This is a genomic window from Pseudomonas sp. JAI111, assembly GCF_024809425.1.
Taxonomy (GTDB): domain Bacteria; phylum Pseudomonadota; class Gammaproteobacteria; order Pseudomonadales; family Pseudomonadaceae; genus Aquipseudomonas.
This window is the reverse complement of record NZ_JANUCB010000020.1, coordinates 1-1,614: the sequence shown is the minus strand read 5'-3', so window position 1 is coordinate 1,614 and position 1,614 is coordinate 1. Positions and strand designations below refer to the sequence as shown.

Genomic DNA, 1,614 nt, shown 5'->3' with positions numbered 1-1,614 from the left:
GAACACGAAGTGGTTGATGCCATGCTTCCAAGAAAAGCTTCTAAGCTTCAGGTAACCAGGAACCGTACCCCAAACCGACACAGGTGGTTGGGTAGAGAATACCAAGGCGCTTGAGAGAACTCGGGTGAAGGAACTAGGCAAAATGGCACCGTAACTTCGGGAGAAGGTGCGCCGGTGAGGGTGAAGCATTTACTGCGTAAGCCCATGCCGGTCGAAGATACCAGGCCGCTGCGACTGTTTATTAAAAACACAGCACTCTGCAAACACGAAAGTGGACGTATAGGGTGTGACGCCTGCCCGGTGCCGGAAGGTTAATTGATGGGGTTAGCTAACGCGAAGCTCTTGATCGAAGCCCCGGTAAACGGCGGCCGTAACTATAACGGTCCTAAGGTAGCGAAATTCCTTGTCGGGTAAGTTCCGACCTGCACGAATGGCGTAACGATGGCGGCGCTGTCTCCACCCGAGACTCAGTGAAATTGAAATCGCTGTGAAGATGCAGTGTATCCGCGGCTAGACGGAAAGACCCCGTGAACCTTTACTATAGCTTTGCACTGGACTTTGAATTTGCTTGTGTAGGATAGGTGGGAGGCTTTGAAGCGTGGACGCCAGTTCGCGTGGAGCCAACCTTGAAATACCACCCTGGCAACTTTGAGGTTCTAACTCAGGTCCGTTATCCGGATCGAGGACAGTGTATGGTGGGTAGTTTGACTGGGGCGGTCTCCTCCTAAAGAGTAACGGAGGAGTACGAAGGTGCGCTCAGACCGGTCGGAAATCGGTCGTAGAGTATAAAGGCAAAAGCGCGCTTGACTGCGAGACAGACACGTCGAGCAGGTACGAAAGTAGGTCTTAGTGATCCGGTGGTTCTGTATGGAAGGGCCATCGCTCAACGGATAAAAGGTACTCCGGGGATAACAGGCTGATACCGCCCAAGAGTTCATATCGACGGCGGTGTTTGGCACCTCGATGTCGGCTCATCACATCCTGGGGCTGAAGCCGGTCCCAAGGGTATGGCTGTTCGCCATTTAAAGTGGTACGCGAGCTGGGTTTAGAACGTCGTGAGACAGTTCGGTCCCTATCTGCCGTGGACGTTTGAGATTTGAGAGGGGCTGCTCCTAGTACGAGAGGACCGGAGTGGACGAACCTCTGGTGTTCCGGTTGTCACGCCAGTGGCATTGCCGGGTAGCTATGTTCGGAATAGATAACCGCTGAAAGCATCTAAGCGGGAAACTAGCCTCAAGATGAGATCTCACTGGGACCTTGAGTCCCCTGAAGGGCCGTCGAAGACTACGACGTTGATAGGTTGGGTGTGTAAGCGCTGTGAGGCGTTGAGCTAACCAATACTAATTGCCCGTGAGGCTTGACCATATAACACCCAAGCAATTTGCTGACCTGAGAAGGCACCAGATTGCGGTGTGTGAAGACGAAACGAACCGAAAGTTCGAGAAGACTCGCAAAACACCGAAAACTATCACATACCCATTCGCTGGAGCGTGACCTCGCAAGAGAACACGACCTGGCTACCGAATTTCTTGACGACCATAGAGCATTGGAACCACCTGATCCCATCCCGAACTCAGCAGTGAAACGATGCATCGCCGATGGTAGTGTGGGGTT

The 1,614-nt window shown here is 52.9% G+C and carries 2 rRNA genes (1 of these 2 only partly in view); both read left to right on the top strand.

Annotation, left to right across the window (positions count from 1 at the left end):
- A 23S ribosomal RNA gene (locus HNR03_RS31670) occupies positions 1 to 1,365 on the top strand (it extends 1,588 nt beyond the left edge of the window).
- Between the two features lie 163 nt (positions 1,366 to 1,528).
- Positions 1,529 to 1,614: ribosomal RNA gene (gene rrf / locus HNR03_RS31665) — 5S ribosomal RNA — on the top strand; the annotation flags it as partial.